Consider the following 24,838-nt stretch of genomic DNA (forward strand, 5'->3'; position numbering starts at 1 on the left):
CCGCAGCAGCGGGGGCTTTTCCGTGTCGATCTGGTTGACCAGGCGGGGCGGAGCCGCCGGCCCCGCCCCGCCTGGCCCTGCGCTGTCCGCGCAGGAGCCGCGAACGCGGCCAAGCGGAGACGGCTGCGCCGTCAGCCATCAGCTTCTAAAAGTGGGTTCAACCCGCTGGTTGTATTGCTTGCGAGCTTCTGAACGAACGTCACCGTTTGCTTTTCCTTGGCGTGACCAGAGGAAAAGAAAAATTGCAATAGCTACATACGCGAGAATTTCAGGAAGCCCAGACTGAAGCCCGCGCTTAACAATGCTTCCAGCAGTCACGAGGAACGTGAGCACTGCGCGGAAGGTGAGATAAGCGACAAAGAAGCCCCTTCGTGGTGCGCGACGCCAAAGTAAGCCAGGCAGACCACAAGTGAAAAGAAACGCGACAAGGGCTATCTGCTCCTCGCTGCCCCCTAAATAATGCCCCATGTCAGGCCAAGTCATTGGTGCATTGATGAGCTTGCGTAAGCCCAAAACAAGCGGAGCAAAAAGAAGAAAAGCGGCGGCAAAGCGAAGCGCGTTTACGATACGACTTCCTTCCACTCGGGCAAGAACGACAATCAGGATTGCAGGAACGGCGACGAGACCGAGAGATGCAAAGAGAGGAAGCAACAAGCGAAGCCTCGCAAAATTTAGGGTAGAGGCCTCATCATTACCGATCTGCCTCGGGTTGTCAGGCGATATACTACGCAGGAACTAGCGGGCGCATCATCGAACATGAAGGTTGATGCGGCATCTTTGGATACCGTCATCCTGCTTCCCGCCATGCGGTCCAGTCCTCTTGCGTAATCCTGTCGATCGCCGGGTTGCTGTGCAGCACCGGCAGGTGCAGCGACTCCGCGGCCGCAAGCGCCAGACAGGTCTGCACCGTCAGTTTCGCCGGGTGATCCGCCTGCGGGCCGAACCGGGCCGCAAGCCTGCATCCATCCGCTGCGATGCGCGGGCTGACCACGATTTCATAGACGTTCAGGATCTGAAGCAGGCTGTCGAATATCTCGGTGGCCTGTTCAACCGCCTTGGCAGAGACGCCGCGCGTATCCGCGCGGCTTTCGGCCAAGGCCATGACCACATCGAGGCGCACGCTGGCCGAGGTCTTGCACGGCTTGCGGCTGTTCTTGATCTTTTCCACCAGCAAGGCCGCGTCAGACCTGTTGCCCAGGATGGCAAGGAAGGCAGAGCTATCAATGAACATCAGCGTTTGCCCTTCGGCGGAACGATGTGCGTAGACTTGAAGCCGTAGTCCTTCACCTTCTCCTGCAAGGCGGCAATCTGGTCCTCGATGGTCGGGATGGATCGCAGGCGCTCGATCTCGTGCTGGATCGCCTGCCGCACCGCTTCCGTCTTGGTGACACCGAGCATCTCCGCCAGCGTTTCCGCCAGATCGTTCACGCCTTCATCGCGGATGGATAACTTGCCCATGTGCGTCCTAGTGGGTATGCACAGTAATTGCGAATTAGTCTATACAATGGCATAATCAGGGGCAAGTTAGAATGAAGTTCAGGCCATGCCACCCGATACCCTGACGGGCCGCATCCGCTTCCTGGTGTTGCAGCCGGTCGATGCCCTGCGCTTCGCGCACGGCACGCCCGCCGACGAACTCGGCGGGCTGAAGGCTGCGGCGGTCCTGCTGCTGCTGGTCAACTTCGCCTTCGCCATGACGCTCTATTATCATGGCGAGGCGCTGACGCTGCTGCCTCTCATCGGCAACGGCCTGCACCTCGTGCTGGTCTATATCCAGCGGGTGGTCGACCTCTTTGCCTGGGGCATGTTCCTCTATCTGGTGATCCTGCGCCGCCGCGCCTGAGCCCCCGTCGCGGAAACATCGCACCCAATGCCGCGTTGATCCTTCACAGGTATGGAGGCAACGATGACCAAGGATGGGCTGCGCACGATCAGGCCCGTAGCCTACCAGGAGACCGACAACCGGTTTCGCATCGTCAATGATGCCAACGGCATGGGCAGGGCCTTGATGGAACATTGCGATCCGGCCGATCCTGCCTACCGACAGGCGGCCGGTTCCTGCATCGCCTTTGCCGAAGGCCCTGTGACGCCCGAGCAAGTCAGGGCCGAGTTCATCCAGGCACTAACGTCAGCCGGGGTATTCGTTCGCGATTGATAGTGGCTCACGCCCCCGCGCCGGAGGTCGTGTCGCTGCGGGACGGGGCATTGCAAAGACGAAGCGCAAGACGCGCCTCAAGCAGAACACCGTCAAGATCACCCTTATCGGCCAGATCCTCGATCTGCCGCAGATAGCCCACCACCTTGCGAACAACATCATCTGCCATCTTCCATTCCTTCCTGTTCCGCTGTCTGGTCCGCCGCCATAAACCTTACCCAACACAAGCAGGCAATGACTGGAAATCTGCCAATAATCGTCACGGCAATCGTCATGGCAGCCCGGGACGCCGCCGCCGACATTGAATACGCATCGACCGATGAAGACCTCACGCCCGAACGGGCCAGTGCCCTCAAAGCATTGTCCGACAACTTCTATGCCACGGCCTTTCAGGCAGAAGAAAATGACCCGGAGGCGGTCAGGTTCTTGTGCGACATGCTGGGCCTGGAAAAACTGCTGGCAGACTATGACGCTGCAAGTAACCAGTGACAGGACGAATCTCGGCAAGCATTTCAGTAATGAAATATCACTTTGCTACGAGACGAAAAATCATTATTTCACTTCTAACATCTAGGAGGTGGTTCGATGTTCAAGATAGATATTAAGAAGCACATTAAAGACGAAGAGCTATTAAGTTTCTTGCATGAAAGGTGGCTAAATCTAAAAGTATCCTTCGGCTTCGGTGTCTTGACGGCAATATTAGTAATGATATTTTCGAAGGCTGATGAGGTTCTGGCCTATTTAGAAGCTGCGTTTGATGCTGCACCGATAACGTTAAAAACCTTCAATATTCCAGTGGGAGCGTTTTTAGCAATGGTAGTATATTATACTGCGATGAGCTATAGGCGCAAAGATGATGTTAATGACAAGACAAGGAGCGAAGGTCTTAAAGCTCCCATGATATTATGGGACGGATTTGTCTTTGCAATATTTTCTGTTTTTACTCTTGCCGCAGTGCTGGTCATATTTGAAAACGAGCATACTGCAGGTTTTTGGGCGGCATATGGCATTACCATGATGATTGCCATCGGTATGTATGTCTTTGCTGCGCCAGCAGTAGTTTATGGTCTTATAAAGAAAAACATATATATTGAATATCTAGCAGCAGTTGTAATAGTTTATGTCCTCATCAACTCGTGGCTTCTTTATGCCGCCTCCCGTCCTTTGGCCGGGACCGCGCTCTAGGCTGCGCCCGGCTGTCGCCGGCCTTCGCCCCGAGCCTTGACCCCTGCCCCTCCTTTGCGGCTTTTCCCGCGCCGTCTGTCTCGTCCCGAGCCAGCCAGCGCGGGAAAAGCCGCAATAGTCGGCTAACGGGTCCAGTCTCGGCCCTGTCGGGTGAAGATCGCTTGCGGGGGAACCCGGTTGTCCAGCCTCGCGCCGCAACGACCTTGGGAGTGGAGGCGGGAGGCCGAAGCAGGCTGTAAGCGAGACCACAGGGATCGAGCGTCAGCCTGTGGTCAACCGGGCGGGCGGTTGGGTGCATTTAGAGCAGTTGCATGCCAAGCTGGCTAATTTTGTCTAATGGCAGACAACAACAGCGTCAAAAAATCGTAGAAGCAAACTGGAGGGCACCTCCAAAAATTGTTAGAAAAAAGCCTAGCCACAGTGCCCACTGCCGCTGTGCATCAGCGATCCATTTAGGCGAGTTGACTGCGTACACGAGGTCTACACGTGGGTTTTCCACAGCTACTGCAAGCTGCTTGATGTTCTGCTCATGTATTTTCGCGACCTCCCCTAGTGCTTTCAGAAGCCCCGTAACTCGGAAAGCCAAGATACTGGTTCCCGTTAATGACAAGCCTGTGCCTGCAAACCGCAGGTAGTCCGCAACAGCTAATTCAATTGCCATTCTTAACGTCTCTCACTGATACGACAGCAGAAATGCCACTGGAACATTGCCGTCAATACTTTGTGGCTGACTCCCATACCATTGGTCAAACCTTCCCACAGGGCGGCTCGCTTCCCTTCGCTCTTTGATGGGCGCGTCCAGCTCGCCGCCCTGCAAGGCCCGCCGCCTGTAGAGGGGCGGCAGGCTGGATAGCTTTGAGCGGGAAAGATGATGGAGAGACCCCCGCGAAGGGCGGGGATCGAGGCAAAGGCGCGGGACCGCGCCTGGCCGGGGGATTCGGACAAGCCGAACGCCCCTGCCCTTTGTGGGGCCACGCGCGAAGGGCGCGTGTCCGTTCATGGGAACCGCCGGTTTCCCCACGCAAGGCCGTCCGCTTCACGGGGCGAAGGGGTTTCCCCGGCCTTCCTGCGCCTGCGGCTTCGTGCAGGCCGGGTGATCCCCCTCCCCTTCGCCCCTGACGTCCAACCTTGCCTGGGTCCCCCTCCTGCCCTCGCCGGGAGGCAGGGTTTCAGGAGAGGCGCCGCTTCGCGGTCCTCGCCAGAAACCCCGCCCGATTATCCGGCACCAGACCGGCAAAGGGCACCACCACAAGGAGGCCGGAATGGCTTTGTTCGAGATTGTCACCATGACCGACGACAGCGGCATGAGCCGCGTGCTGACCGACGACTTGGCCGCATGGGTCGAGAACATGGGCACCGAGATCACAGGGACCGAGACCCGCCCCCGCCTGCGCCCTGAGTTGCAGGGCCAGCCGAAAATTGCAGGTTTCGTCGGCCCCTGCTGGGGCGGCCTGTCCAAGACCGGCGAACCGATCATCCGCTACGAAGATTGCGGCACCTATGCCGCCCTGAGCCAGTAAGGAGGCGGCGATGACCTATTTTTCCGTGGTCCAGATCGACATGCACCCGGCGCCCTATGTCGCCGCCACCGGCAGCGCCCGCAGCGCACAGATCCTGGCCCGCCTTGTGGCCGAGCGTTGCCCAGGCAACGTGTTCGGCATCCGCGACAGCGCCGACTTCAAGGGACCAAAGAGCAACGGCTTTATCCGCGATTGCGCCCGGTCCGTCGAGGTTCAGACCCTGGCCGCGCAGGAGTTGATGGCCGAAGCCGACGACAACCCCGGCCAGCTTCTCAAGTGGCACGTCTATTTCTATGACAGCGGCGCAGGCGAAAGCCGCTTCACCGTCAACGCCTATCTCGATCATGACAGGCGCGTCCGCGCCAAGTGCGAAGCCGACCCGACCCTTGCGGGCCGCGCCGTTGTCTATGGCGACGGTCCCTCAATGGAAACACTGTATCTCATGCTTGATGCCTTCGCCGCCCGGCAGGAGGCGACCGCATGACATGGCGGATCATCGAGACAAGGGCGCATCCCTGCGCCCTTCCCCGCGCCCATGACACCGAGGCCATGGCTTGGCGCTTCGCGCGCCGCCACGGCCATGAGGTCTGGGAAGTAACGGACAACGGCCGAACCGCCTTCGAGCGTTTCCTGGGCCAAGGATGACGACATGACCTATCACAACACCGAGTTTCCGAAGATCGGAGAGACGCAGGAACATGCAGCGCCGGCGCTGCGCCGCAGCCTGTCCGAGATCGTGGCCGAGTATGACGAGAAGGCCGCGGCCATTCCCGAGGCAATTGCCGAGTTCAACCAGGCCGAGACGGCAATCAACGTCGCGGCCTGCATCGGCGGAGCCTATGGCGGGCAGATTTTTTCCCGCAGCCCGAGCCTTTATGAACGCGATGTGCGCCTTGCCCTGCTGCGTTCGGCCTGGAAGCATGTCTATGACGGCTTGCAGATCGAGCGCATTGCCAGTGCCAAGGACCGCAAGCAGCTTGATCTGAAACTGACCAACCCCCTGCCCTTCACCCTGCCCAATCTTGCGGAAGTGTTCGGGGATTACCCGCTGGACCCCCGCTTTCACGTCCTCAAGGGTCTGGCCGAGTGCTTCTGCGATCTGGACCCCGCCTATAAGAGCCATTCCAAGGTCAAGATCGGCGTCGAGGGCCTGCCCAAGCGCATCATCATCGGCAGCGCGACCGGCTGGAACGGATGGGGCCAGGAGCGGCTGAAGGACACCTTGAACGCCCTGCGCGTCTATCGCGGCCAGCCACGCTATGAATACCGCGAGTTTGCCGACATGATGAAGGAGGCCGAGCGGCACGGCGAGGCCGATTGCTGCGCGGGCTTCATCCGCGCCTTCAAGAACGGCAACGTGCATCTGATCTTCAACGAGGATGGACGGCGCGACATCAACCGCGCCCTGGCCGAGTTCTATGGCGAGGTTCTTCCCGACGCACCCACTGAGGCCGAGGCAAAGCGGCCAAGCACGGAGGTTGTCCGCGATTTGCAATTCTACCCCACGCCCCGCCGCGTGGCGCAGGAGATTGTCAGCGCCCTGCACCTGTCAGGCGGCGAGCAGATCCTTGAGCCGTCATGCGGTGACGGCCGGATCATGGACGAGGTGTGCGCGCACCACGGTGATCCGACCACACATTCCATGAACATCCGACCGGGCATTCCACGATCATCCGACCACCCGTTCCAGCCGCATCCGACCAGGCTGATCTGAGCGGGCTCCGTCACGCGGGGCGGGTCTGAGGCAGACCACCTGCGCTACCCAGAAGCTGTTGCGACAGCGGAAGAAGGGGCGCGATGAGGAGACTGCCGATGAGGAAGATCGAGGACGTGCTGCGCCTGCATGCGCAGGGCATGTCGACCCGGTTGCGATAGGCGCGCCGGTGGCGCAGGCGCAAGCAGGGGGATGAGACATGGCGAAGATGGCTGGAAACGACATGGGATGGGCGATCCCGCTGATGCGGCTTGGCTATGGCGGGCGGGGGCTGGTCTATCTGGCGGTGGCGGGGATTTCGCTTTGGTCGCTTTATCGCGGTGGACAGGCGCAGGACACGTCCTCGGCCCTTGGCTGGCTTGAGAACAGCTGGGGCGGCGGGGCGGCGCTGTTCCTGATCCTTCTGGGGATGCCGGCCTATGCCGTCTGGCGCGTGGTCGACGCCGTCTGGGATCTTGAGGATTACGGCAGCGAGGCCAAGGGCATTGTCGCCCGGCTGGGCATGGTGGTGACGGGCATCATCCACCTGGGGATCGGGGTGCTGGCCTTCTCGCTGCTGTTCGGTTCCGGGTCCGAAGGCGAACGCTCAAGCATCCCGCGCTATGTCGGTGCGATCATGGCCTGGCCGGGGGGCCGCTGGCTGATCGGCCTTGTCGCGTTGCTGATCCTGGGTGCCGGCGCCTATTACCTGCGGCAAGGCTGGCGCAACGACTATCGCAAGCACCTGCGCGCCAACCACTTCACCGCCCGGTGGAACAGCGTGCTGAAGGCAGGCGTGATGGCGCAGGGCGTCGTCATCGGGGTGATCGGGCTTTTGTTCCTGTTCGCCGCTTGGCGGGCCAATCCCCAAGAGGCCGGCGGCGTCGGAGAGGCGTTTTCCTGGCTGTCGGAACAGGCGTATGGGCGGCTTCTGGTGATCGGGGTCTGCCTGGGCCTGGTCGGATTCGCGATCTTCTGCTTCGTCAATGCGGCCTACCGTATCGTCCCGAAAGCCTCGGATCCGAACATCCGCAGCCTGGCGGACAAGCTGATCGGCGGGGCGACCGGGGGCCGCTGACCCGCAGCCCCGGCGCAATCGCCTCTTGCATGGCGTCCCGGTGACCGGATATAGGGAGTGTTACGTTATTACGTTTCAGGACACGCCGATGCCCCCTTCATCCTTGGACGATCCCCGTCTGCCCGTCACCGTCCTGTCGGGCTTCCTGGGCGCCGGAAAGACCACGCTTCTGAACCATGTGCTGAACAACCGCGACGGCCGCCGCGTCGCGGTGATCGTCAACGACATGTCCGAGGTCAATATCGACGCCGACCTGGTTCGCGCGGGAACCGAACTGTCGCGGTCGCAGGAAACCCTGGTCGAGATGACCAACGGCTGCATCTGCTGCACGCTGCGAGACGACCTGCTGGCCGAGGTGAGCCGTTTGGCGCGAGAAGCCCGGTTCGATTATCTGCTGATCGAGTCGACCGGCATCGCCGAACCCCTTCCCGTTGCCGCGACATTCGATTTCCGTGACGATGCAGGCCACAGCCTTTCGGACGTAACGCGACTGGACACGATGGTCACCGTGGTCGATGCCGCGAACCTAACGCGCGATTTCTCCAGCCACGACGTCCTGTCCGACCTGGGCGAAAGCCTGGGCGGTGGCGACGACCGGACGCTGGCCAACCTGCTGACCGACCAGATCGAGTTTTCAGACGTGATCGTGCTGAACAAGATCACGGCCGCGGGCCGCGACCGGTTGGCCCAGGCACGCAGCATCATCCGCGCGCTGAACCCAGATGCCCGGCTGATCGAGACCGACTTCGCCCGCGTCGATGCTGCGCTGATCCTCGATACCGGGCTGTTCGACTTTGACCGGGCGTATCAGCATCCGCTTTGGGCGAAAGAGCTTTACGGCTTCGACCGCCACATCCCGGAGACCGAGGAATACGGCATTTCCTCATTCGTCTATCGCGCGCGGCGGCCTTTTGATCCCGCCAGGATCCATGCGGTTCTGAACGGCGACCTGGCCGGCGTGATCCGGGCCAAGGGCCATTTCTGGATCGCCTCGCGCCCGGATTGGGTGGCCGAGTTCAGCTTGGCCGAGGCGATCTCCTCGGTCAGTCCCTTGGGGCGGTGGTGGGCGGGCGTGCCGCGCAAGCACTGGCCCACGGTGACCGAAGGCCTGGATGCCGTTGCCCGCCTTTGGCAAGATCCCTGGGGCGACCGGCGGCAGGAGATCGTCTTCATCGGCGCAGGCATGGACCCTGCCGCAATCACCGGTGCCCTTGACGCCGCCCTTGTCGCCGGTGACGATTTCGCCCCCGAAAGCTGGGCCAAGCTGCCCGACCCCTTCCCCGCCTGGGGCGCTCGCGGGGCGGCCTGACGACCATGGGCGGGAACCTTTCGACTTCGCTCCGGAAACGGTTGCGCGCCCGGCCGATGGAGGAGTTCGACCATCTGCCGCCAGAGCTTCGCGGCTGGCTGGCCCGGGCCGCCCTGCCCTGGAGCGCGCGTTCAGCCGCGCGCATCTGGCGGAAGGCGGGCCGGAACGGCAATGCGGAAGACCGCTGCGACCGGCTTGACGCCATTGAACGCGCGATGCTGCGCCGGGACGCGATCAGGACGTGGGGGCCGGATTATCCGGTCTGAGACAGGGCAACTCGACGTCCCACCGGTGCAGGCATCCACTTGACGGTCGTCATCGCACTGCCGTTCTGCAGCAGGCTTGACAGCCCGCCCCGCCCCTGGCGCATAACGCAAGGCCACGGGGGGACGGCGAATGCGGCAGAAACGGGTGACGCTGGAAGAAATCGCGCAGGCCGCGGGGGTGTCGCGGGCAACGGTATCGCTGGTGGTGCGGAAATCCCCCCTGGTTGCCGACCACACCCGCGAGCGGGTCGAGCGGATCATGGCCGAGATGGACTATGTCCGCGACATCGGCGCTGCGCGGCTGCGCAATAATTCCAGCCGGACGGTGGGCGTGATCGTGCCCAACCTCGTCAACTCGTTCTTCACCGAGTTCCTGTCGGGGGTCGAGGATGTGATGGCGCAGGACGATCGTGTGGTGCTGCTTGCCAACAGCCGGGATGATCCATGGCGCCAGGACGCCATCCTTCAGCGGTTTCGCGGGCATGGGGTGGACGGGGTCATCCTCTGCCCTGCCGTTGGCACGGAACCCCAGCTTTCGGTCCGCATCGCGGGATGGGGAATGCCGCTGGTCCAGGCCCTTCGCGAAGTGGGGCCGCCGCTGGATTTCGCCGGCGCGGACTATGTCGCGGCCGTCGGGCTTGCCGTACGCCATCTGGTCGAACAAGGCTTTAGCCGCCTTGCATTCCTGTCCGTCACCGCCCGTACCTCGGCCCGAGAGGAACGGCTGTCGGGCTTTGCCCGCGCCTTGGCCGAAACCGGGATCACCAATGCGGGCGTTGTCGAGGCAGACCTGACCTGGGAAGGCGCGGCGCAATCGGCGGCGCAGATCCTCGCGCTTGGGACACGGCCCGATGCGGTCCTGTGCTTCAACGACGTGCTTGCGGCCGGCCTGATGGCGGGCCTGCGCCGCGCGGGATGCGAACCGGGCCGCGACATCGCGGTGGTGGGCCTGGATGACCTTCCCCTGGCCGAACTGACCCATCCCGCCTTGACCAGCGTCGCCATGGACGCGCCACGCATCGGGCGGAACGCGGCAGGGCTTCTGGCGCGTCGGCTGGCCGATCCGGCCGCGGTGCCGCAACGCGACATCGTGGCCCCCCGGCTGGTCGTCAGGGACAGCAGCTTCCAAAAGGTTTGACTTCCAGTCGATTCTGTTTTAGATCGTTCTAAATAAGGGAAGCGACACATCCGCAGGGGAGGGCAGATGTATCAGTTCAACTTCCAGCCGGTTTTCGATAACCTCGACCTGCTCCTTTACGGGGCATGGCTGACGGTGCGGCTGTCGTTCCTGGCGATGATCCTGGGCCTTGTCGTCTCGCTGCTGGGCGCGGTCGCGAAGACCTCGGGCATCCGCCCGCTGCGGTGGCTGGTCGATGTGTATGTCGAGGTGATCCGGAACACGCCCTTCCTGATCCAGATCTTCTTCATCTTCTTCGGGCTGCCCGCCGTAGGCATCTCGATGTCGCCCAACACGGCGGCGCTTGTGGCCCTTGTCATCAACGTCGGCGCCTACGGGACCGAGATCATCCGCGCGGGCATCGAATCCATTCCCAAGGGCCAGATCGAGGCCGGGCGGGCGCTTGGCCTCAGCCCGGTCCATATCTTCCGCTATGTCGTCGTGGTGCCCGCGCTGCGCAACATCTATCCGGCGCTGACCAGCCAGTTCATCTACCTGATGCTGACCTCCAGCGTGGTTTCGGTCATCTCGGCCAACGACCTGGCCTCGGCGGGGGCGGACCTCAACGCCCGCACCTTCGCCAGCTTCGAGATCTACCTGGTCCTGACGGTGATGTATTTCCTGCTGGCGCTCGGCTTTTCCACGCTGTTCGGCGTCGTCCGCCGCGCCTTCTTCACCTATCCCGCGAGCCGCTGACATGATCCGCGAGTTTTCATCCGCCGACGTGATGTTCATCGTCATGGCCGTCCGCTGGACGCTGGTCTTGTCGGCCGTGGCCTTCCTGGGCGGCGCGGTGGGCGGCCTGCTGATCGCCCTGGCGCGCACCTCGGGCAGCAAGGCACTGCGCCGGATTTCGGCGGGCTTCATCCAGGTGTTCCAGGGCACGCCGCTGCTGATGCAGCTGTTCCTGGTCTATTTCGGGCTGGCCGTAGTGGGCCTGCCGATCGACCCCCTGCTGGCCGCCGCCGTCGCCCTGACGCTGCACGCAAGCGCCTATCTGGGCGAAATCTGGCGCGGCAGCATCGAGGCCGTCCCCTCGGGCCAGACCGAAGCCGCGACGGCCCTTGCGCTGTCATATCCCCACCGGATGCGCCATGTGGTGCTGCCCCAGGCCATGCGCATCGCCACCGCGCCGACGGTGGGCTTCCTGGTGCAGCTGATCAAGGGCACCTCGCTTGCATCCATCATCGGCTTCACCGAACTGACCCGCGCGGGCCAGATCGTCAACAACGCCACCTTCAAGCCGTTCCTGGTCTTTGGCACCGTGGCCATCCTGTATTTCATCCTGTGCTGGCCCTTGTCGCTGATGGCCCGCAGGCTCGAGGCGCGGATGCGCCTTGCCGTCACCCGCTGAATCTCGAGGAGGAGAAACCATGAAGCTCAACCGTCGCCTGTTCACCGCCCTGGCCGCGTCCTCGCTGGCCCTGGGCCTTGCCATGCCCGCATCCGCCGCAGACCTGGCCGCCATCGAAAGCGCCGGCACGATCAAGGTCGGGATGCTGGTCGATTTCCCGCCCTTCGGCATCCAGGACGCCTCGGGCACGCCCGACGGCTATGACGCCGACGTGGCCAAGGCCCTGGCGGAATCGCTGGGGGTGCAGGCGCAGATCGTGCCGGTGACGGGGCCGAACCGCATCCCCTACCTGCTGTCGGGGCAGGTGGACGTCCTGGTCGCCTCGCTCGGCATCACCGAGGAGCGGGCCCAGCGAGTCGATTTCTCGGCCCCCTATGCGGGCATCAGCATCGCCGTCTATGGCGCAACGGGAACCGAGGTGGCGGAACCCGCCGACCTGGCCGGACAAACCATTGCCGTGGCCCGCGCCTCGACCCAGGACACCGGCGTGACCGAGGTCGCCCCCGAAGGCACGGAAATCCGCCGCTTCGACGACGACGCAAGCGCGGTGCAGGCGCTTTTGTCGGGCCAGGTCAACCTGATCGGCCTGTCGAACGTGGTCTTCCTGCAGGTGGACAAGGTCGCGGCAGGCAAGTTCGACAAGAAGTTCGACCTGTCCAGCCAGGTGCAGGGCATCGCGGTGGCGCCAGGATCCGACGCGCTGCTGGAAAAGGTGAACGCCTTTGTCCAGACCGCCCGCAGCGACGGCACACTGGACGAAATCCACCAGAAATGGCTGGGCGAGCCGCTGCCCGACTTCGTCAAGACCGCCGAGTAACCGCGACAGCCCGGCCCCCGCGGCCGGGCCGCTTCTTGCAGGGAGCAGGACCATGACCGAAGACGCGATCATCATGCGCGCCGTCAACAAGTATTACGGCGGCTTTCATGCCCTGGCGGATATCGACCTGACCGTGCGGCGGGGGGAACGCATCGTCATCTGCGGCCCGTCCGGGTCGGGGAAGTCCACGCTGATCCGCACCATCAACCAGCTGGAACCGATCCAGTCCGGCTCCATCGTAGTGGACGGCGTGGAACTGACCGCGGGCGGCGACAACGTCGCCAAGGTGCGCCAGGACGTCGGCATGGTGTTCCAGAACTTCAACCTGTTCCCGCACATGACCGTGCTGGAGAACTGCGTCCTGTCGCCCATGAAGACGCGCAAGACCCCGCGCGCCGAGGCCGAGGCGACCGCCCGCCATTACCTGGAACGCGTCAAGATCCCCGAACAGGCCGACAAGTATCCCGCCCAGCTGTCCGGCGGCCAGCAGCAGCGCGTGGCCATTGCCCGCGCGCTGTGCATGAAGCCGCGGATCATGCTGTTCGACGAACCGACCTCGGCCCTCGACCCCGAGATGGTCAAGGAGGTTCTGGACACGATGATCGACCTTGCCCGCGAGGGGATGACCATGCTGTGCGTCACGCACGAGATGGAGTTCGCACGCGCCGTCGCCGACCGCGTGATCTTCATGGACAAGGGCGTCATCGTCGAGGAAGGCGCGCCCGATGCGTTCTTCGGCAACCCGCAGAATGACCGCCTGCGCAACTTCCTGGGACAGATCGCATGACCCGGCCCCGGATCCTTTGCCTCGCCGACCTCAAGCCGCAGGACATGGCCCAGCGGCTGGAAGGCGACTATCACGTCCTGCGCGACATCGCGAATGCCGCCGATGTCGAGGCGGTGGTGACCGCAGGCAATGTCGGCCTGTCGACGGCGCAGATGGCGCAGCTTCCCGCGCTGCGGCTGATCGCGGTGAACGGCGTCGGCGTCGATGCGGTGGACCTGGCCCAGGCCGCGCGCCGCGGCATCGCCGTGACCACGACGCCCGACGTGCTGTCGCAGGCCGTGGCGGAAATGGCCCTGGCCTTGGCGCTCGCCACGGGCCGGCAGGTGGCCGAGGGCGACCGCTTCGTCCGCGCGGGCCAATGGGTCGGGGGCGGCAAGCTGGGGCTGGCTTCCTCGGTCCTGGACCGGCGGGCCGGGATCCTCGGCTATGGCCGCATCGGCCGGCGGCTGGCCGACATGCTGCGCGGTCTGGGGATGGGTGTCAGCTATACCGCCCGAAGCGAAAGGCCCGACAGCCCCGACAGCTTCCGCCCCGATGCGGTCAGCCTGGCGCAGGATTGTGAGCTGCTGTTCGTGACCGCAGCGGGTGGCGAGGCGACGCGCAGCCTGGTCGATGCCGCCGTCCTGTCTGCGCTCGGCGCCCAGGGGATCGTCGTCAATGTGGCCCGCGGGCCGGTCGTGGACACGGCGGCGCTGGCTGCTGCCTTGCATTCGGGCACCGTTGCCGGGGCGGGAATGGATGTCTTCGACGACGAACCGGACGTGCCGCAGTCGCTGCTGGATGCGCCGAATTGCGTGCTGACGCCGCATATCGGATCGGCCACGGTCCAGGCGCGGAGGGCCATGGCGCAACTGGTGCTGGACAACCTCGCCGCCCATTTCGCGGGCCAGCCCTTGTCCACCCCCTATCCCGGCTGACCCATGCGCGTCCTGTCCATCGGCGAGCCGCTGATCGAGTTCACCAGCCGGCGCGACGCCCCCTCGACCTTCGACCGCAGGGCCGGGGGCGACACGCTGAACACCGCCATCTACCTGGCGCGGCTGATGGGGCCGGGAATGGTCGGCTACCTGTCCTGCCTGGGGGACGACCCGCACAGCCAGTGGCTTCGCGCACAGATAGCAGGGGAAGGCATCGATACCCGCTTCCTGCTGGAACGTCCGGGCGCACGGCCGGGTCTCAGCTTCGTCGCCACCGACGCGGCAGGCGAGCGCAGCTTCGCCTACTGGCGCGACCAGTCGCCCTTCCGGGACATGTTCCAAGACAGCACCGACCTTAGCGCCCTGGATCATGCCGACACGCTGTTCCTTTCCGCGGTGGCCCTGGCCGTGTTGCGCCCGGAGGGGCGAGAGGCGCTGCTGGACGCGCTGCACCAGCGGCGGGCGCAGGGGGCGGTCGTGGTCTTTGACACCAACTACCGCCCTGCCCTGTGGCCCGATGCCGCGACCGCAAGGGATGTGATCGGTCGTGCGGCAAAGCTGGCTTCGCTGCTGCTGCCTTCCTTTGACGACATGGCGGCCTGCTTCGGCAGCGCCGACCCGGCCGAGGCCATCGCCGCCCTGCGCCGCATGACCGATGCCGAGATCATCCTGACCACCGGCGGCGGACCCGTCCTGCGCTGCGCCACCGGAAGCGACAGGAGTGAACGACACGAGTTGCCGCCCCCCGTGGCGGCTGTCGATACCACCGGCGCGGGCGACAGCTTCGATGCGGGGCTTCTTGCCGCGCGCTTGGCGGGACTGGCGGTGGACAGGGCCATTGCCGCCGGAGCGCGGCTTGCCTCGGTTGTCGTGACCCATCCGGGCGCAGTCATTCCCCGCACCGCGATGCCCGCTCTGCCAACGAACGAAAGCCTGCCATGACCCTTGCCTTTGACGCCGCCGCCGCCGCCCGCACGCTGCTGGACATCCGCAAGGGCGCGCCCCGTCCGCCGGGCCTGCCGGTGACGCCGCCCGATACGGCGGCGGCCTATGCCGTGCAGCGCGCGGTGATCGCCGAACTGGGCGGAGGGGCCTGGAAGATGGCGCTGCTGGGCGGTCGCGACCGTCATGCCGGCGCCCTGCCCGGCGGGCTGATCGCATCTTCGGGCGACACATCGCCGCCCCTGCCCCCCGACGCCTCCATCGAGGTCGAGACCGCCCTGATCCTTGGCGCCGATCTTGCCCCCGGCGCGGACGAGGCCGCGGTCCTGGCTGCCATCGCCGAGGTGCGGCTTTGCTTCGAAATCGTCGCCTCGCGCTTTGCCGACCGGACGGCGGTCGCTCCGCTGGAGGCCATGGCCGACGCCTTCAGCGCGGGCGGGATCGTGCTGGGCGACCCGTTGGAGGGCTGGCGCGAGGCGACGAGCGGACCGCTGGGCATCCGCCTGTGGCTGGACGACCAGCTTGTCGAGGCCGCCGAAACCGTGCAAGGCCCGGACGACGCCCTGTCCTTCCTGGCCTGGCTTGCCAGTCATGCCGCGCAGCAAGGCCTGCCGCTGCGCCGGGGCGATCTTATCATCACCGGGGCCAGGATCGGCCCGCTGCCGCTGAACGGCGCCACGCGCGCCCGCGCCACCGCCTGCGGGGCCGAGGTTTCGGCCAGCCTGCACTACAAGGCCGAATAACCGTTGCCTCGAGCGACAAGATGATTCTGCCCGATCGACTTCAAGCCCGTTATCTCGTCCCGCACGGGTTTCCAAACTGACCAGGATACAGGCACTGCAGGCACAAAGCAGGCAGGTTGCCCCTGAAAACATCTTCAGCGGGCGGGGAACGCCGAATGGATGGGCGGGGGCACCCCTCATAAGCTAAGGACTGGTTCATGGCCCGGCGCAACGAAGCGCCACCGGCCCGCTCGCAACGATGCGGCAATTCCCGAAGCGTCACGGTGTGGCCGGTCCTGCCCGGCTTCTCGGCATCGCGCTTCTGACAGCCACTGATCCCCGTCAGCCATCGGAGCATCCATGTCCGTCCCCATTCCCGCTGCCTCCGGCGATGCGCGTCGCGCGCTGAGCCTGTCCACCGCAGCCTTCACCGTCTGCTTTGCGGTCTGGACGATCTTTTCAGAGGTGGTCGCAGGAATTCGGACCAGTCGCTAAGCTCTGGCGATTGACGAAGGACTGATCCGCATGACGAAACGGAAGCGCTATTCGGCGGAGTTCAAGGCGAAGGTGGCTCTTGAAGCCATTCGCGAGGAACTGACGACGGCTGAGCTGGCCAAGAAGTATGACATCCACCCCACCATGATCACGGGCTGGAAGAGAACCGCGATTGAGAACATGGCCTCGGCCTTTGACGGCAACAACGCTGCCGAGCCGGCGATTTCCGCCGGTGAGATCGAGAAGCTGCATGCCAAGATCGGCCAGTTGGTTGTGGAACGCGATTTTTTGTCCGCAGCCTCCAGTCTCATTCTCGGCACTGGAGGCAAAAAGCGGTGAAGCAGGATCACCCTGATCTCAGCGTCCGGCGGCAATGCAGCCTGCTGTCGCTGGCGCGCTCCGGCCTTTATTACCAGCCACGCGGCGAAAGCGCCGAGAGCCTGAAGTTCATGGCCATTATCGACCGGCAGTTCCTCGAGACGCCGTGGCATGGTTCACGGCAGATGGCCCGCCACATGCAACGAGAGGGGCATCGGTGCGGGCGCCATCGGGTCTGCCGGCTGATGAAGCTCATGCGTCTGGTGCCGATCTATCAGGAGCCAAAGACCAGCAAGAAGCACCCGGAGCACAAGATTTACCCTTACCTTCTCAGGAGCCTGTCCATCACCCGCCCCAATCAGGTCTGGTGCACCGATATCAGCTACATCCCCATGCGCCGGGGGTTCCTGTATCTGGTGGCGATCATGGACTGGCACAGCCGCAAGGTGCTCAGCTGGCGGCTGTCGAACTCCATGGACGCGAGCTTCTGCCTGGAGGCTCTGAAGGAGGCGCTGGCCCGATATGGCACGCCCGAGATTTTCAACAGCGATCAGGGCTCGCAATTCACCAGCACCGAGTTCACCGAGGTGCTGGTGAATGCCAAGGTAAAGATCTCCATGGATGGGCGTGGCCGCTGGATCGACAACCGGATGATCGAAAGGCTGTGGCGTTCCCTCAAATACGAATGTGTCTACCTGAACGCCTTTGAGACCGGTTCCGAGGCCCGCAAGGGGATCGGCGCCTGGATCAGCTATTACAACAAAAAACGTCCGCACTCATCGCATGGATTGCTGACGCCAGCTGAGGTCTATGATACCGCCAACCAGAACCTGAAAGCCGCTGCCTGACATGAACCCCATGCCCGAGCTTAGCGAAGCGGCAAACTGGTCGGAAATCCCGGACCACCTCTATCACCGGCCGGATCGAAGCGCTGAACGCGCGTCACGCGGCGCTCGAGGATCAGCTCGCGGAGCTTCTAAAGCGCCCTTCGGCAGGCGCCGAGGAGATCGCCGCTATCAAGAAGGAAAAGCTCGAGATCAAGGACGAGCTTGCCTTGCTGCAGCGCGAAACCGCTGAGACCTGAGGCCAAGCCAGCGCCGGCACCTGCCGGCGCAGCTTCCAGAAAGCAAGGCCCCCGGTAATTGCCGGGGGCTTTTCTCTTTTTATAACATAGCTGTCCCAAGCCTGACTACTTCAGCGGCCTGCTAGAACAGCCTGCCTATGAGGCCCTGCAGGCGCTATCGCGGCCGCGATGAACGGGTTTTATGGAATTTCGATCGGCACTTGGGCCGCGCGCTTACCTTGTTTACGCCGCCTCACCATCAGATCTGCTTTTGAGCCCTGACGGACTTGAAGAACAAAAACCTCGAACTTTCCCCGGGTCTTGGCTATCCGTTCTACTATGAAGATTCTGGGCATTGATTTCACAAGCAGACCCTCACGGCGTAAGCCCATCACCTGTATTTATTGCACGCTGGACGACCACGCCCTGCGCATGCAGTCTTTCCAGGAGTGGCATAGTTATGAAATTTTCGAAGCTGCCCTCGCAATGCCCGGCCCATGGATTGCCGGGATTGACTTTCCCTTCGGCCAGTCCCGCCGCTTTGTCGAGACCATCGGCTGGCCCCAGTCATGGGCCGCATACGTTCACCATGCAGGCCAGTTGGGTCGAAACGGTTTCCGTGAGGCGCTGAACGGCTATAAAGAGAACCGTGTTGCTGGCGATAAAGAACATCGCCGCGCGACCGACGAGGCCGCGGGTTCGATAAGCCCGCAAAAACTCTACGGCGTACCCGTCGGTCTGATGTTCTTCGAGGGCGCCCCGCGCCTGCTGGCCTCAAGGGTGACCATTCCCCACCTGCAGGAAGGTGATCCGGAACGCATTGCCATAGAGGCATATCCAGGCGTTCTCGCCCGCCAGTTCATCGGTCGCCGCAGCTACAAGAACGACACACGGAAGAAGCAGACCGCCGATCAGCACGAAGCGCGCGGTGCTCTGCTGCAAGCCCTCCGCGAGGAAGCGCCACGGCGCTACGGCTTCGGCATATACGCACAGGACGGCCTTTGCGACGATCCCGGCGCCGATCACCTCGACGCCCTTCTCTGTGCCGTCCAAGCGGCGTGGGCATGGCGGCAGCGCATCGAGCGCTTCGGCGCCCCCGAGACAGTGGATCGGTTGGAAGGATGGATCGCAGACCCGCACCTGGCCCCCACCGTACCCCGGCGCGTTCACGGCCCATTCCAGCAAGAGGCCGATAGGAAGCACAAGGGCTCGACTACTGAAAGGGTCTTCGCCGATGGGTGATGAGGGAAGCGCAGCCATAAACTACCCGGTGTGGACCGAGTATAGAAAGAAGAACGGCCTTGATCCGCTGGGAATGCAAAATAGCAGTGTCAGCCTGTACCAGACTTTCCTTCCCGGCATCAGCAACGTGACGCTTCGGATACGATACTACGGACTATACGCTTGGCTCTGCCGAACCTATGCGCAGAAGATCGGCGACACCAACCCCGAGGCCTGGAAGCGTTTCATCCGCCGCGCGGAAGCGCTCTATGCGCTGATCGCCTACCGGCACGGCGGCGAGGGCGGCGTCGCCGGCATCGAATGGGCGCAGAAAATATTGGACTCAAATCAAAACGGATTCATCGACTTCGCGCAGGCAGCAGAGCCCGGCAGCGAGAACTACTACCTGAAGCAGGCCTGGGGCGCGTATGGCGCAGCCTATCGCAGCCAGCTGTTCGAGATCCGAATATTCGACTCGTCGAACGAACACGAACTTCCATTGCCCAGTAAGGAAATCGGCGAGAGGTTGGCAGCCGTCTTCGAGAGTAGCGCGGGTGAGTTGGCGAGGGCTTTCTATGACATTGTGCAACGCGGCGACGTAACGAATGACGAGCTCGACGAGCTCCGTCCCCTCGCCCCATCCGAGATCGCGCTTTCAGGTGAAGAGCGTGATCTCTATCAGGAGCTCCTGCTCGCGCCCTTTGATCCCACCGATGGCCGAGCGTGCGCTCGTCGCGACAGCATCCTGCTAATACTAAAGATCACGGCCTTGCTCGGGCGCGATCCCAATCCCGAGGAAGTACGCTGGATACTATTCGCTGGCTGCGACCAGAATGGTCGCGCGCTTGATCTCGGATCGCCCGAGCTCGAGGCGCAACGCCGGCTATGGTGGATCTATCACGCCAACGATCTCTGCCACGTTGCCTATGAAACGCTGCTTAAGTTCACCCTCGACACTCTCGCCGAGTACCCGGCCGGCATTGCTTTGTCGCGGCTGATCCCATTGTGCGTCGAGAAGATACTGGAGACGATACCCGGGACGCCGGCACACTGGACCGCCTTCGTCGACGCCTCGCTTCCTGCCTTGAACGCCTATGCAGCGGATGACGACGGCTCGGAGTTCTCACTCTCCGTTTCTATTATGAAGCGCGCGGGGCGAAACGACATGATTGTTTGCCCACCGGAGATCGCCTGGAATGCGGTAAGGCTTCTTGGCATCCTGCATAGGCGGGTGCGCGACGAAGACCGCGACATCGCCACCGTCCTCGCCCGGTTCGATCCCAAAGCCTTTCACTCCCTGCTGACGGAAACCCGTTTCCTTGAAGCATATGCGGGCGAGCCCTTCGAAGCGCTTTTGGCAAGAATTCTGGAACAGCGCGTAGTGCAGCGGCACTTGTGGGTCGCCCTGCAAAAGCTCCGGGCTGGAGATTACACGTTCCTGATTGAGCGGGACGAAGGGAAGCTCAGGCTGCGTGGTAAGGATGGACCAGTCTTCACGAACCCGCGCCTCGGCCCCGCTATCACATTCCTCAAAGACATTCACTTGGTCGGTAACCAAGGGCTCACTGTATACGGCGCGGCAGCGGCAGGTGTCGCATGAAGCTCTATGAACGCTTTGCTGATAAGGAATTCCATACGAGCGTCGCGACCAGTTTCGGGATTGATTTTGATGCCTATGAGAACATCGTGCTCCCGCGGCTCCGTGGTGCCGGGTGTCGCAACAATCTCGTTCTCGCCGACGGACGCATGCTCACTCATGCGCTTTGCGGAGCATCTGCGCTACCCCACCATGCGGGACGACTTTACACGATCAACGGCATCGGCGCGCCGGGAGTGTTCCATCCGAAGCTTTTCTTGCAAACTGGCCGCCGCCGTGGGCGCCTGATCGTCAGCTCCGCGAACCTGACGACGCCAGGCTTGGGCGGAAACCTCGAACTCGCCGGTATGGTCATGTCCGACGAACCAGGTTCGGGCGAACAGCAACTCGTTGCTGCGGGATGGCACTATCTCTCCCGCTTTCTGAACAACGATCAGCAGGCGACCGCGGCTCAGGTCGACTGGATGCTCACACGCGCATCCTGGCTCGCCAAAGCCGCCCCGGCGACCGGCCCGGTGGGTCTCGCAGACGGAACGCTCGCCGCCCTTCTGACCACCGGGGAGACTTCGGGCATCGGCAAGCGCTTCACGGACCTGGTCGGCGAGCCCGTCGAGCGTCTGATCGTCATCAGCCCTTACTGGGACCCACACCTGGCAGCGCTTTCCTACCTGACGGAGCGCCTCTCTCCTGGCGATATCTCGGTTCTTATCGATCCTGAGTGCACTGTCTTCCCGAAGTGGGCGCTCGGCAAAGTTCAGGGGGTGCGCCTTTATGACCGCGGCGACTTCCGCAACGGCCGCTTCATTCACGCAAAGGCGATCATCGCTCAAACGGCGACCGCCGATCATGTACTGGTGGGCAGCGCTAATTGCACTCTACCCGCGCTCGGCGATGCAGACTTCGCAGGATCGAACGAAGAGGCATGCCTTTATCGCCGCATCCCGCCCGGTTCCATGGCCGATGCGCTCGGCCTCGGCGCCATTCTGACGAGTGAGCGGCAACTCGATCCGGCCACTCTACCGGACCTGAACCTTGACGAGGAGCTGCCGCTGGGCGAGTTGGCAGCTTTGAATTCAGGCAGGTTCGAGTGCCGCGTCGACACGCTCACCTGGCACCCCGCAGACGCATTCGATCCGACAGAGTGCACCATCACTCTCCTCGACCAGCATGGAAAACCCATGCCCTGCCGCCTCATGCCGCTCGCCAGCAGCGGCGACACCAAGCGGTTCGAGATCGGCGAAACGCAGGAGCGCCCAGCGTTCGCACGGGTTCAGCACGAAGATGGGCGGGTTTCCGCACCATCGATCGTCACGCTGATCGATCGCCTACGTGCAGTCGTCCGAGAAACGTCCTCCCGCCAGGCCGACAATGCACTACGGCAACTGGACGACGAGACCGAAGCGAGCCTGATGCTTCTCGACGTTCTGAATGTTCTCGAGCGGATCGAACGCGGTGAGCCGTCGGACAAAGAACCCATCTCAGCCCCGAAGGTGCGCAAGGAAGAAGAAAGCGGCGTTCCCGCGTACAGGACGCTCAGCTACGAGCAGTTCATCGCCGGGCGAAGGCCACGCACGGAAAACCAGCTCCCCCACAACAGCCTTGCCGGAAGCGACGCTTCCGTCGTGCGCAGCTTTCTCAACCGGGTGATTGGCCTCCGCGCCGATGAGCGGGACGATGAGGAGGATGCTCCGCTGCCGACCGGTGCATTCGACCTCGGCGATGAGACTGCCAATGGCCAGGCTGCGCTCGATGCCGGTGAAGAGTTCGACACCGAGAAGACGCGGCACGAGGAAGAGGAGCGCGAGCGGGCGGAGCATCGAAGGGCGGCGGCGGCGAAGAAGGCGACGAAGGAGCAGATCGTCGCCGCCGTAACCGCATTCAGCAAGCGGATCAGAGATCGCAGGGAAAGCGGCGTACTCGACAATCACGACATCATCCGCCTGCGGGCATTGTTGATGATCGTCTGCACGGCCGCCCTTCCAGTAACCGCTACGAAAGACTCCAAAGCCAAAGGATCGCGGTTGCAGGTTCTGCCTCCGGAGGGCGATCCGAACAGCTGGCCGACCGTGATCGGGCGCGTTCTCTTCGAGCTCTTCGGCGGCAAAACCCCTGGTATCCGCCACCTCTACCTGACCGGGGAGCACGATCAGGTTCCAGACGACATTTTAGAATGCTGGGCGACCTGTTACTGGTGCCTGCAGGCCTGCCTCACGGCACCGGTCTCACCGCGCGAACGGGAGCGCCTCAAGCGCTACGTCAAGCCACTCGCCGAGATCGCCTATCTCTTGACGCTGCCGACCAAGGCCGAGCTGTTGGGTACGGACGTGACCGGCCTCATGAGCGCGATGAGCGAAGCTTATGGGAAGTGGCTGGGCATCGAAGGGGAGACGGTCGCAAGCGCTCACCGAGCGATGGTGGAAGCGCTGTTCTCCAAGAGTGCACACCGCGAGGCCGCTGCCGTTAAGGGCTGATCGAGCCCTTAACTCCAAACAGTGCATAAATAATTCTGTCTCGCTCCTCACCTTCTACTTCCACAAACATCTCGTTGGGATGGCTGTCATCAAACACACGCCAGCGTAGAGACCTTCGTATATATGGCATGAGTGCGACACGAACTGACCGCATGAGCAGGTAGGGATAGTGAAAGCCCTCTGCGCCCTCGTACTCTTGGGCTACAGCGTCGCGCAGTGGCGGCTTTAGCAAGTCACTTAATTTGAACAGTAATGTGGCCTTTTGATGCCAATCGGTGTCGCCGCGGCCATTTACGTAACTCTGCGGATGTTCATCCTCTATTTCGAGGACACGGTAAGGAACGATATCTGACCAGTACTTTCCTTTCGTTCCAGGCAAATACCGGCCAGCAAGCATCGTGTTCTCTGCCATTCCTTCAACGACATAGCACCTGAAATGAGGGCGTTGGTATCCGTCGACGAGCGCGTGTGGGCTGACCGTCATATGAACCGCCTCGGAGGTTCTGGATCTATAGCGAAGGGTCACTGCGACCTGTCGTGCACATGCCGAGAACAAGGTTCTGAACGCCTCATGTGAAGCATGAAGCTGATCCAAGACCGGCAATCTCTCCAAGGGGACGGCAGATCCCACAGGACCGGTCCAACCATCTCTATAGGTGTCTTTATGACCCTTGGTCATAAACTCGAGTGCCGCCAGGGTCTGAAGTACATCAGCGGGGGCTGTGCCCGCATAAGCTGGCAGAGAACCGTCTCCTGACAGCGCAGGAAACTGCTTCACTCGCCCATGACGCTCAAGCTTCCCAACGGTGAGGGGGTGCGTCTCGTAGGGCGTAATCATGTGAGACTGGGCGTGCTGACGCTCCACACACATCATCGCCGCCAGCCTGCCTGCTGTGAGCTGACGCTCCCAGTAGGCAAGATACTCCAAAACTTTTGCATCAAGAAGCTTACTCTTCATGTCAGATTTTATGACACGTAGAGTTGTTGATGATTAGCTGTCCTTTCTGTCACTTTCTATCAAGCAGAAGGAGGTTGGCCATGCGCATCTTCATTGATCTTCATAAAAAGCCACAGCGAGTTCGGTACTGTGACAGCATGAATGCTGCGATTGTGGCCGCGCTGGACAAGGCCGGGATCGCTTCCAAAGATATGGTGGGTCCTGAGGCGCAGCCTTGGACCTTCGGGATGAGCGGGGTAGCGCAGGCAGACGGCTTCTCAAACATCACTGGCCTGACGATCTCCACGCCGTCCGAGATGATCGCCCGCGGTCTGATGCAGATCCGGCCCGAGTGGATCCGAGTTCACTCCTCCAATGGTGACGTCATCGATTGTTCCGGTGCCCGTCGGCACCTCGGGCGCTTGCCCGCTGAGGGGGTGTCCGAACTGGCTGTCTTTTTTGCGAGTCCAATCCTGATCAAGCCGCTCGGCAAGGACCCGGAAACTGAATGGATCGAGGAGTTCGGAAGTGTCGACTTTGATGCCGCTTTCCGTCGCGGCCTCGAGCGTCGTGCTGGCAGGGAGATGGACATCAGATTCTCGGCTGATCCTCTGACACTGGCAGTTGGGGTGACGCGGCGCCTTGTTCATCTGCGCAAAGCAGCCAATGGCCGCAAGGTGATCGTGCCGGCCTTTAGTCTTCCTCTTACGATGCGAGGGCATCCGGAGGATGTCCGCTTTGCCTACATGGCAGGTCTCGGTGCCAAGACCCGCGCCGGCTTTGGCTGCCCGATCCTACCCCAGTAAGTGAGGCC

The 24,838-nt window shown here is 62.6% G+C and carries 31 protein-coding genes; 25 read left to right on the forward strand and 6 right to left on the reverse strand.

Features of this window, described 5'->3' with window-relative positions; genetic code table 11:
* Positions 1 to 138: 138 nt before the first annotated feature.
* The 3 genes from IEX25_RS16070 to IEX25_RS16080 form a co-directional block, all read right to left on the reverse strand.
* Positions 139 to 654, reverse strand: coding sequence for a hypothetical protein (locus IEX25_RS16070; RefSeq protein ID WP_188716336.1), 516 nt, complete (start codon positions 652 to 654; stop codon positions 139 to 141).
* 133 nt (positions 655 to 787) lie between these two features.
* Positions 788 to 1,231 (reverse strand): hypothetical protein, encoded by a 444-nt coding sequence (locus IEX25_RS16075; RefSeq protein WP_188716338.1) that lies wholly within the window; start codon positions 1,229 to 1,231, stop codon positions 788 to 790.
* The gene (locus IEX25_RS16080; RefSeq protein ID WP_188716340.1) at positions 1,231 to 1,458 is read right to left on the reverse strand and encodes a type II toxin-antitoxin system VapB family antitoxin; all 228 of its coding nucleotides are present in this window, start codon (positions 1,456 to 1,458) and stop codon (positions 1,231 to 1,233) included. The genes IEX25_RS16075 and IEX25_RS16080 overlap by 1 nt, the downstream gene beginning before the upstream one ends.
* An 85-nt stretch (positions 1,459 to 1,543) precedes the next feature.
* Here IEX25_RS16080 and IEX25_RS16085 point away from each other — a divergent pair, with 85 nt between their 5' ends.
* Together IEX25_RS16085 and IEX25_RS16090 are read left to right on the forward strand one after the other, a co-directional pair.
* A complete protein-coding gene (locus tag IEX25_RS16085; RefSeq protein ID WP_188716342.1) occupies positions 1,544 to 1,843 on the forward strand; it encodes a hypothetical protein in 300 nt (99 codons plus the stop codon).
* A gap of 63 nt (positions 1,844 to 1,906) precedes the next feature.
* The gene (locus IEX25_RS16090) at positions 1,907 to 2,155 is read left to right on the forward strand and encodes a DUF982 domain-containing protein (protein WP_188716344.1); all 249 of its coding nucleotides are present in this window, start codon (positions 1,907 to 1,909) and stop codon (positions 2,153 to 2,155) included.
* 7 nt (positions 2,156 to 2,162) lie between these two features.
* Here IEX25_RS16090 and IEX25_RS16095 read toward each other — a convergent pair whose 3' ends face one another.
* Positions 2,163 to 2,324, reverse strand: coding sequence for a hypothetical protein (locus IEX25_RS16095; RefSeq protein ID WP_188716346.1), 162 nt, complete (start codon positions 2,322 to 2,324; stop codon positions 2,163 to 2,165).
* Between the two features lie 104 nt (positions 2,325 to 2,428).
* Between IEX25_RS16095 and IEX25_RS16100 the strand changes: the two genes are divergently transcribed.
* Both IEX25_RS16100 and IEX25_RS16105 read left to right on the forward strand, forming a co-directional pair.
* A complete protein-coding gene (locus IEX25_RS16100; RefSeq protein ID WP_188716355.1) occupies positions 2,429 to 2,644 on the forward strand; it encodes a hypothetical protein in 216 nt (71 codons plus the stop codon).
* A 96-nt stretch (positions 2,645 to 2,740) separates the two neighbouring features.
* On the forward strand, positions 2,741 to 3,340 hold the full coding sequence (locus IEX25_RS16105) for a hypothetical protein (RefSeq protein ID WP_188716357.1): 600 nt from the start codon (positions 2,741 to 2,743) through the stop codon (positions 3,338 to 3,340).
* Between the two features lie 355 nt (positions 3,341 to 3,695).
* On the opposite strand, the gene IEX25_RS16110 is transcribed toward IEX25_RS16105, so the two are convergent.
* Positions 3,696 to 4,001, reverse strand: a complete 306-nt coding sequence (locus IEX25_RS16110) for a hypothetical protein (RefSeq protein WP_188716359.1) — start codon at positions 3,999 to 4,001, stop codon at positions 3,696 to 3,698.
* A gap of 601 nt (positions 4,002 to 4,602) precedes the next feature.
* On the opposite strand from IEX25_RS16110, the gene IEX25_RS16115 reads away from it, so the two are divergent.
* The 20 genes from IEX25_RS16115 (at position 4,603) to IEX25_RS16210 (ending at position 23,087) form a co-directional block, all read left to right on the forward strand.
* Positions 4,603 to 4,860, forward strand: a complete 258-nt coding sequence (locus IEX25_RS16115) for a hypothetical protein (RefSeq protein ID WP_188716361.1) — start codon at positions 4,603 to 4,605, stop codon at positions 4,858 to 4,860.
* A gap of 10 nt (positions 4,861 to 4,870) precedes the next feature.
* The gene (locus tag IEX25_RS16120) at positions 4,871 to 5,344 is read left to right on the forward strand and encodes a hypothetical protein (protein ID WP_188716363.1); all 474 of its coding nucleotides are present in this window, start codon (positions 4,871 to 4,873) and stop codon (positions 5,342 to 5,344) included.
* The gene (locus IEX25_RS16125) at positions 5,341 to 5,505 is read left to right on the forward strand and encodes a hypothetical protein (protein WP_188716365.1); all 165 of its coding nucleotides are present in this window, start codon (positions 5,341 to 5,343) and stop codon (positions 5,503 to 5,505) included. The genes IEX25_RS16120 and IEX25_RS16125 overlap by 4 nt, the downstream gene beginning before the upstream one ends.
* 4 nt (positions 5,506 to 5,509) lie before the next feature.
* Positions 5,510 to 6,574: a DUF4942 domain-containing protein gene (locus IEX25_RS16130; protein ID WP_188716366.1), complete on the forward strand. Its 1,065-nt coding sequence runs from the start codon at positions 5,510 to 5,512 to the stop codon at positions 6,572 to 6,574.
* Between the two features lie 199 nt (positions 6,575 to 6,773).
* Positions 6,774 to 7,631, forward strand: coding sequence for a DUF1206 domain-containing protein (locus IEX25_RS16135; protein ID WP_229665337.1), 858 nt, complete (start codon positions 6,774 to 6,776; stop codon positions 7,629 to 7,631).
* A gap of 88 nt (positions 7,632 to 7,719) precedes the next feature.
* Positions 7,720 to 8,940: a GTP-binding protein gene (locus IEX25_RS16140; protein ID WP_188716368.1), complete on the forward strand. Its 1,221-nt coding sequence runs from the start codon at positions 7,720 to 7,722 to the stop codon at positions 8,938 to 8,940.
* Positions 8,941 to 8,945: 5 nt separating this feature from the next.
* Complete coding sequence (locus tag IEX25_RS16145) at positions 8,946 to 9,206, forward strand: DUF6525 family protein (RefSeq protein ID WP_188716370.1); 261 nt, start codon at positions 8,946 to 8,948, stop codon at positions 9,204 to 9,206.
* 130 nt (positions 9,207 to 9,336) lie between these two features.
* Positions 9,337 to 10,344: a LacI family DNA-binding transcriptional regulator gene (locus IEX25_RS16150; protein WP_188716372.1), complete on the forward strand. Its 1,008-nt coding sequence runs from the start codon at positions 9,337 to 9,339 to the stop codon at positions 10,342 to 10,344.
* A 66-nt stretch (positions 10,345 to 10,410) separates the two neighbouring features.
* A complete protein-coding gene (locus IEX25_RS16155; protein WP_188716374.1) occupies positions 10,411 to 11,079 on the forward strand; it encodes an amino acid ABC transporter permease in 669 nt (222 codons plus the stop codon).
* Between the two features lies 1 nt (position 11,080).
* A complete protein-coding gene (locus IEX25_RS16160; protein ID WP_167624111.1) occupies positions 11,081 to 11,737 on the forward strand; it encodes an amino acid ABC transporter permease in 657 nt (218 codons plus the stop codon).
* Between the two features lie 19 nt (positions 11,738 to 11,756).
* A complete protein-coding gene (locus tag IEX25_RS16165) occupies positions 11,757 to 12,554 on the forward strand; it encodes a transporter substrate-binding domain-containing protein (protein ID WP_167624112.1) in 798 nt (265 codons plus the stop codon).
* A 52-nt stretch (positions 12,555 to 12,606) separates the two neighbouring features.
* A complete protein-coding gene (locus IEX25_RS16170; protein WP_188716376.1) occupies positions 12,607 to 13,341 on the forward strand; it encodes an amino acid ABC transporter ATP-binding protein in 735 nt (244 codons plus the stop codon).
* Positions 13,338 to 14,258 carry an NAD(P)-dependent oxidoreductase gene (locus tag IEX25_RS16175; protein ID WP_188716377.1) on the forward strand — a complete coding sequence of 307 codons (921 nt, stop codon included), beginning with the start codon at positions 13,338 to 13,340 and terminating at the stop codon, positions 14,256 to 14,258. The genes IEX25_RS16170 and IEX25_RS16175 overlap by 4 nt, the downstream gene beginning before the upstream one ends.
* A gap of 3 nt (positions 14,259 to 14,261) precedes the next feature.
* Positions 14,262 to 15,200 carry a sugar kinase gene (locus IEX25_RS16180; RefSeq protein WP_188716379.1) on the forward strand — a complete coding sequence of 313 codons (939 nt, stop codon included), beginning with the start codon at positions 14,262 to 14,264 and terminating at the stop codon, positions 15,198 to 15,200.
* Positions 15,197 to 15,943 (forward strand): fumarylacetoacetate hydrolase family protein, encoded by a 747-nt coding sequence (locus tag IEX25_RS16185; RefSeq protein WP_188716381.1) that lies wholly within the window; start codon positions 15,197 to 15,199, stop codon positions 15,941 to 15,943. The genes IEX25_RS16180 and IEX25_RS16185 overlap by 4 nt, the downstream gene beginning before the upstream one ends.
* A gap of 504 nt (positions 15,944 to 16,447) precedes the next feature.
* Positions 16,448 to 17,583 (forward strand): IS3 family transposase gene (locus tag IEX25_RS16190; RefSeq protein WP_370463878.1). Its coding sequence is split into 2 segments (ribosomal slippage): positions 16,448 to 16,709 and positions 16,709 to 17,583, totalling 1,137 coding nucleotides; the frame shifts between segments, so codons are not numbered across the junction.
* An 83-nt stretch (positions 17,584 to 17,666) separates the two neighbouring features.
* Complete coding sequence (locus tag IEX25_RS20440) at positions 17,667 to 17,819, forward strand: YdcH family protein (RefSeq protein WP_368856829.1); 153 nt, start codon at positions 17,667 to 17,669, stop codon at positions 17,817 to 17,819.
* A 318-nt stretch (positions 17,820 to 18,137) separates the two neighbouring features.
* Positions 18,138 to 19,040 carry a DUF429 domain-containing protein gene (locus IEX25_RS16200; RefSeq protein WP_188716385.1) on the forward strand — a complete coding sequence of 301 codons (903 nt, stop codon included), beginning with the start codon at positions 18,138 to 18,140 and terminating at the stop codon, positions 19,038 to 19,040.
* Entirely contained in the window at positions 19,033 to 20,619 is a 1,587-nt protein-coding gene (locus IEX25_RS16205; RefSeq protein WP_188716387.1) for a hypothetical protein, read from the forward strand. The genes IEX25_RS16200 and IEX25_RS16205 overlap by 8 nt, the downstream gene beginning before the upstream one ends.
* Entirely contained in the window at positions 20,616 to 23,087 is a 2,472-nt protein-coding gene (locus IEX25_RS16210) for a phospholipase D-like domain-containing protein (RefSeq protein WP_188716390.1), read from the forward strand. The genes IEX25_RS16205 and IEX25_RS16210 overlap by 4 nt, the downstream gene beginning before the upstream one ends.
* Here the strand turns inward: IEX25_RS16210 and IEX25_RS16215 are convergent.
* Positions 23,077 to 24,045: a WYL domain-containing protein gene (locus tag IEX25_RS16215; protein WP_188716392.1), complete on the reverse strand. Its 969-nt coding sequence runs from the start codon at positions 24,043 to 24,045 to the stop codon at positions 23,077 to 23,079. The two genes, IEX25_RS16210 and IEX25_RS16215, sit on opposite strands and share 11 nt — an antisense overlap.
* 80 nt (positions 24,046 to 24,125) lie before the next feature.
* Between IEX25_RS16215 and IEX25_RS16220 the strand changes: the two genes are divergently transcribed.
* The gene (locus IEX25_RS16220) at positions 24,126 to 24,830 is read left to right on the forward strand and encodes a CRISPR-associated endoribonuclease Cas6 (protein WP_188716394.1); all 705 of its coding nucleotides are present in this window, start codon (positions 24,126 to 24,128) and stop codon (positions 24,828 to 24,830) included.
* The last annotated feature ends 8 nt before the right edge of the window (positions 24,831 to 24,838 follow it).

The organism is Paracoccus acridae, from assembly GCF_014642735.1.
GTDB classification, from domain to species: Bacteria; Pseudomonadota; Alphaproteobacteria; order Rhodobacterales; family Rhodobacteraceae; genus Paracoccus; species Paracoccus acridae.

Coding starts and splice junctions, on each gene's coding strand:
- IEX25_RS16160 (WP_167624111.1), top strand. CDS start 11,081: ATGATCCGCGAGTTTTCATCCGCCGACGTGATGTTCATCGTCATGGCC.
- IEX25_RS16120 (WP_188716363.1), top strand. CDS start 4,871: ATGACCTATTTTTCCGTGGTCCAGATCGACATGCACCCGGCGCCCTAT.
- IEX25_RS16095 (WP_188716346.1), bottom strand. CDS start 2,324: ATGGCAGATGATGTTGTTCGCAAGGTGGTGGGCTATCTGCGGCAGATC.
- IEX25_RS16075 (WP_188716338.1), bottom strand. CDS start 1,231: ATGTTCATTGATAGCTCTGCCTTCCTTGCCATCCTGGGCAACAGGTCT.
- IEX25_RS16085 (WP_188716342.1), top strand. CDS start 1,544: ATGCCACCCGATACCCTGACGGGCCGCATCCGCTTCCTGGTGTTGCAG.
- IEX25_RS16175 (WP_188716377.1), top strand. CDS start 13,338: ATGACCCGGCCCCGGATCCTTTGCCTCGCCGACCTCAAGCCGCAGGAC.
- IEX25_RS16100 (WP_188716355.1), top strand. CDS start 2,429: ATGGCAGCCCGGGACGCCGCCGCCGACATTGAATACGCATCGACCGAT.
- IEX25_RS16140 (WP_188716368.1), top strand. CDS start 7,720: ATGCCCCCTTCATCCTTGGACGATCCCCGTCTGCCCGTCACCGTCCTG.
- IEX25_RS16080 (WP_188716340.1), bottom strand. CDS start 1,458: ATGGGCAAGTTATCCATCCGCGATGAAGGCGTGAACGATCTGGCGGAA.
- IEX25_RS16185 (WP_188716381.1), top strand. CDS start 15,197: ATGACCCTTGCCTTTGACGCCGCCGCCGCCGCCCGCACGCTGCTGGAC.
- IEX25_RS16110 (WP_188716359.1), bottom strand. CDS start 4,001: ATGGCAATTGAATTAGCTGTTGCGGACTACCTGCGGTTTGCAGGCACA.
- IEX25_RS16145 (WP_188716370.1), top strand. CDS start 8,946: ATGGGCGGGAACCTTTCGACTTCGCTCCGGAAACGGTTGCGCGCCCGG.
- IEX25_RS16115 (WP_188716361.1), top strand. CDS start 4,603: ATGGCTTTGTTCGAGATTGTCACCATGACCGACGACAGCGGCATGAGC.
- IEX25_RS16170 (WP_188716376.1), top strand. CDS start 12,607: ATGACCGAAGACGCGATCATCATGCGCGCCGTCAACAAGTATTACGGC.
- IEX25_RS16215 (WP_188716392.1), bottom strand. CDS start 24,045: ATGAAGAGTAAGCTTCTTGATGCAAAAGTTTTGGAGTATCTTGCCTAC.
- IEX25_RS16130 (WP_188716366.1), top strand. CDS start 5,510: ATGACCTATCACAACACCGAGTTTCCGAAGATCGGAGAGACGCAGGAA.
- IEX25_RS16165 (WP_167624112.1), top strand. CDS start 11,757: ATGAAGCTCAACCGTCGCCTGTTCACCGCCCTGGCCGCGTCCTCGCTG.
- IEX25_RS16155 (WP_188716374.1), top strand. CDS start 10,411: ATGTATCAGTTCAACTTCCAGCCGGTTTTCGATAACCTCGACCTGCTC.
- IEX25_RS16180 (WP_188716379.1), top strand. CDS start 14,262: ATGCGCGTCCTGTCCATCGGCGAGCCGCTGATCGAGTTCACCAGCCGG.
- IEX25_RS16105 (WP_188716357.1), top strand. CDS start 2,741: ATGTTCAAGATAGATATTAAGAAGCACATTAAAGACGAAGAGCTATTA.
- IEX25_RS16205 (WP_188716387.1), top strand. CDS start 19,033: ATGGGTGATGAGGGAAGCGCAGCCATAAACTACCCGGTGTGGACCGAG.
- IEX25_RS16210 (WP_188716390.1), top strand. CDS start 20,616: ATGAAGCTCTATGAACGCTTTGCTGATAAGGAATTCCATACGAGCGTC.
- IEX25_RS16135 (WP_229665337.1), top strand. CDS start 6,774: ATGGCGAAGATGGCTGGAAACGACATGGGATGGGCGATCCCGCTGATG.
- IEX25_RS16090 (WP_188716344.1), top strand. CDS start 1,907: ATGACCAAGGATGGGCTGCGCACGATCAGGCCCGTAGCCTACCAGGAG.
- IEX25_RS16200 (WP_188716385.1), top strand. CDS start 18,138: ATGAAGATTCTGGGCATTGATTTCACAAGCAGACCCTCACGGCGTAAG.
- IEX25_RS16150 (WP_188716372.1), top strand. CDS start 9,337: ATGCGGCAGAAACGGGTGACGCTGGAAGAAATCGCGCAGGCCGCGGGG.
- IEX25_RS16125 (WP_188716365.1), top strand. CDS start 5,341: ATGACATGGCGGATCATCGAGACAAGGGCGCATCCCTGCGCCCTTCCC.
- IEX25_RS16220 (WP_188716394.1), top strand. CDS start 24,126: ATGCGCATCTTCATTGATCTTCATAAAAAGCCACAGCGAGTTCGGTAC.